This window comes from Mycobacterium sp., from assembly GCF_036488105.1.
In the GTDB taxonomy this organism is placed as follows: Bacteria; Actinomycetota; Actinomycetes; order Mycobacteriales; family Mycobacteriaceae; genus Mycobacterium.
The window spans coordinates 1-3,981 of record NZ_DASXHW010000327.1; the positions used below are offsets into that span (position 1 = coordinate 1).

Annotated in this window: 4 protein-coding genes and 1 pseudogene; all 5 read left to right on the forward strand. The window is 66.9% G+C overall.

Annotated features, from left to right (window positions below; genetic code table 11):
- Nucleotides 1-135 (forward strand): annotated as a pseudogene (gene mihF / locus VGH54_RS17255) (integration host factor MihF); the annotation flags it as partial.
- A 106-nt stretch (nucleotides 136-241) separates the two neighbouring features.
- Nucleotides 242-853: a guanylate kinase gene (gene gmk, locus VGH54_RS17260; RefSeq protein WP_331513296.1), complete on the forward strand. Its 612-nt coding sequence runs from the start codon at nucleotides 242-244 to the stop codon at nucleotides 851-853.
- A 62-nt stretch (nucleotides 854-915) separates the two neighbouring features.
- Nucleotides 916-1,242, forward strand: a complete 327-nt coding sequence (rpoZ, locus tag VGH54_RS17265; protein ID WP_331513297.1) for a DNA-directed RNA polymerase subunit omega — start codon at nucleotides 916-918, stop codon at nucleotides 1,240-1,242.
- Nucleotides 1,243-1,263: 21 nt separating this feature from the next.
- On the forward strand, nucleotides 1,264-2,538 hold the full coding sequence (gene coaBC / locus VGH54_RS17270; protein WP_331513298.1) for a bifunctional phosphopantothenoylcysteine decarboxylase/phosphopantothenate--cysteine ligase CoaBC: 1,275 nt from the start codon (nucleotides 1,264-1,266) through the stop codon (nucleotides 2,536-2,538).
- Nucleotides 2,539-2,634: 96 nt separating this feature from the next.
- Complete coding sequence (gene metK, locus VGH54_RS17275; RefSeq protein WP_331513299.1) at nucleotides 2,635-3,846, forward strand: methionine adenosyltransferase; 1,212 nt, start codon at nucleotides 2,635-2,637, stop codon at nucleotides 3,844-3,846.
- The last annotated feature ends 135 nt before the right edge of the window (nucleotides 3,847-3,981 follow it).

Consider the following 3,981-nt stretch of genomic DNA (forward strand, 5'->3'; position numbering starts at 1 on the left):
GAGGCGTTGCCGAAGGTGGGCAAGGTCAAGGCGCAGGAAATCATGACCGAGCTGGAGATCGCCCCGACGCGCCGTCTGCGCGGCCTCGGCGACCGTCAGCGCAAGGCTCTGCTGGAAAAGTTCGACTTCGCCTAAGTCCGGCGACGATGCAGGCCGAAGGGCCTGACGTGGGGGCACCCCCAGCCGCTCAGCGGCGAGGACGCGAGCCGGGCGCTAAGCCCGGCGTCTTCCAGGAGAGTCGTTGAACACCGACGGGGGACCGGACGGCAGTCGTGCGGTCGTTACAGGACGCGTGGTTGTGCTGTCCGGTCCATCCGCGGTGGGTAAGTCGACGCTGGTCCGCTGCTTGCGTGAGCGAGTCCCGGATCTGCATTTCAGCGTCTCGGCGACCACCAGAGCACCCCGGCCCGGCGAACTCGACGGCGTCGACTACCACTTCGTGACGCCCGGTCGCTTTCAGCAACTGATCGACGACGGTGCCCTGCTGGAATGGGCGGAAATACACGGCGGCCTGCACCGATCGGGCACCTTGGCCGGACCAGTCCGCGATGCCGTCACCGCCGGGCACCCGGTACTCATCGAGGTGGATCTGGCGGGTGCCCGCGCCGTCAAGCGCGCGATGCCCGAGGCGCTCACAGTGTTTCTGGCCCCGCCGAATTGGGAGGCGTTGGAGGCCCGCCTGGTCGGTCGCGGGACCGAAACGCCCGAGGTGATCGAGCGCCGGCTGACCACCGCACGCGCGGAATTAGCGGCTCAGGACGACTTCGACGAAGTCGTGGTGAACCGGCAATTGGAAACTGCGTGCTCAGAATTGGTATCCTTGCTGGTGGGCACTGGGCCGAACACGGCGTGACCCGCATTCAGACTCGATTCAGCTCTCGTCGCACACCGATTAGCCGCCAGGAGAATATCTACGTGAGTAGTTCACATACCGACGCTTCACTAGCCGCCGTCCCCGACCAGTTCGACCCGGCGTCGGGTGGGATCGGTGCCTACGACACGCCGCTGGGCATCACCAACCCGCCCATCGACGAGTTGCTCGCGCGGGTGTCCAGCAAGTACGCCCTGGTGATCTACGCAGCCAAACGTGCCCGTCAGATCAACGACTACTACAACCAGCTCGGCGAGGGCATCCTCGAATACGTCGGCCCACTGGTCGAGCCGGGGTTGCAGGAAAAGCCGCTGTCGATCGCAATGCGCGAGATCCACGGCGACCTGCTTGAGCACACCGAAGGCGAGTAGCGGAATCAAGGCGGGCGTGCGATGAGCCTCTCGGATGAGAAGCGGACGGACCGTAAACGGGTCGTCGTCGGCGTCGCCGGGGGTATCGCCGCGTACAAAGCCGCCACCGTCGTTCGTCAACTCACCGAGGCCGGCCACTCGGTCCGCGTCATCCCCACCGAATCCGCGCTGCGATTCGTCGGGGCCGCCACCTTCGAGGCACTGTCCGGCGAACCAGTCCAGACCGGGGTATTCGAGGACGTTCCGCGGGTGCCGCACGTCGCCATCGGCCAGGCTGCCGATCTCGTCGTCGTCGCGCCCGCCACCGCCGACCTGTTGGCGCGTGCCGCACACGGGCGCGCCGACGACCTGCTGACCGCGACGCTGCTCACCGCCCGATGTCCGGTGCTGTTCGCTCCGGCGATGCACACCGAGATGTGGCAGCACCCTGCGACCGTCGACAACGTGCAGACGCTGCGCCGCCGCGGTGCTGTGGTGCTCGAACCGGCCTCTGGACGGCTCACTGGGGAGGACAGTGGCGCGGGCCGGCTGCCGGAGGCCGAGGAGATCACCACGTTCGCCCAGCTGCTGCTGGAACGGCACGACGCGATGCCCTACGACCTGGCCGGCGTCAAGATGCTGGTGACCGCGGGTGGCACCCGCGAGCCACTCGACCCGGTCCGTTTCATCGGCAACCGCAGCTCGGGCAAGCAGGGCTACGCGCTGGCGCGGGTCGCCGCCCAGCGCGGCGCCGAGGTCACGCTGATCGCCGGGCACACCGCCGGCCTGATCGACCCGGCGGGCGTCGAGGTCGTGCACGTCAGCTCGGCCCAACAACTCCGCGACGCGGTGTCCAAGCATGCCCCCGACGTGCACGTGCTGGCGATGGCGGCTGCCGTCGCCGACTTCCGGCCGGCGCACGTTGCGACCGCGAAGATCAAAAAAGGCGCCGAGGAGCCGCAGTCCATCGACCTCGTCCGCAACGACGACGTGCTGGCCGCGGCCGTGCAGGCCCGCGCTGCCGGGCAGCTGCCCAACATGCGGGGGATCGTCGGCTTCGCCGCCGAAACCGGCGACGCGAATGGTGACGTGCTGTTTCATGCCCGGGCGAAGTTGCAGCGCAAGGGATGTGACCTGTTGGTGGTGAACGCCGTCGGTGACGGTAAAGCCTTCGAGGTCGACAACAACGACGGGTGGCTGCTTGCCGCCGACGGCACCGAGTCAGCGCTGCAGCCCGGCTCGAAGACTCTGATGGCCAGCCGTATCGTGGACGCGATCGTCACGTTCTTGCAGAGGGGCGCTGGGGACGCCACCTAGCCTCCCTGCTGCGTAGACCGGCCGGTAGCATTTACCGGCCGACCGATATGGTTTGTCTAACTAACGTTTTTAACATGGATTTAGAAGGGTGAGGGTGTGAGCGAAAAGGGTCGTTTGTTCACCAGCGAATCGGTGACCGAGGGGCATCCGGACAAGATCTGTGACGCGATCAGCGACTCGGTGCTCGACGCGCTGCTGGCGGGGGATCCCCGCTCACGCGTCGCCGTCGAGACGCTGGTGACCACCGGGCAGGTTCACGTGGTCGGCGAGGTGACGACGACAGCCAAGGAAGCCTTCGCCGACATCACCAACACCGTTCGTGAGCGCATCCTCGACATCGGCTACGACCACTCGGACAAGGGTTTCGACGGGGAGACGTGCGGGGTCAACATCGGCATCGGCCGTCAGTCGCCCGACATCGCTCAGGGCGTCGACACCGCGCATGAGACGCGCGTCGAGGGCGCCGCTGACCCACTGGACTCCCAGGGCGCCGGCGACCAGGGCCTGATGTTCGGCTACGCCATCAACGACACTCCTGAGTTGATGCCGCTGCCGATCGCACTGGCCCACCGGCTGGCGCGACGGCTGACCGAGGTACGCAAGAACGGCACGCTGCCCTACCTGCGCCCGGACGGCAAGACGCAGGTGACCATCGAGTACGAGGACGATGTCCCGACCCGACTCGACACCGTGGTGGTGTCCACCCAGCACGCCGACGGCATCGACCTGGAGAAGACGCTGGATCCCGATATCCGCAAGCACGTGCTCGAGACCGTCCTCAAGGAGCTCGCGCACGAGACGCTGGACTCCTCGTCGACGCGGGTGCTGGTCAACCCGACCGGCAAGTTCGTCGTCGGCGGCCCGATGGGTGACGCCGGCCTGACCGGCCGCAAGATCATCGTCGACACCTACGGCGGCTGGGCCCGCCACGGCGGCGGCGCCTTCTCCGGCAAGGATCCGTCCAAGGTGGACCGGTCGGCCGCGTACGCGATGCGCTGGGTGGCCAAGAACATCGTCGCCGCCGGCCTGTGCGAGCGGGTTGAGGTTCAGGTGGCCTATGCGATCGGCAAGGCCGCCCCGGTCGGCCTGTTCATCGAGACGTTCGGCACGGCGATCGTCGACCCGGTCAAGATCGAGAAGATCGTGCCCGAGGTGTTCGACCTGCGTCCCGGAGCGATCGTGCGTGACCTGGACCTGTTGCGGCCGATCTACGCGCAGACGGCCGCCTACGGCCACTTCGGCCGCACTGACATCGACCTGCCGTGGGAGCGTCTCGACAAGGTCGACGACCTCAAGCGGGCCATCTAGCTTTGCCGCCGTCTCGAGTGTGACGTTGCAGTCACATTCGACTTATTACGTGACTGCAACGTCACGCTCGACGGACCCGAACGCGGGCTCTAAGCGGTGAATCGGTAGTCGTCGAGATCGAAACGGCGGCTGCGC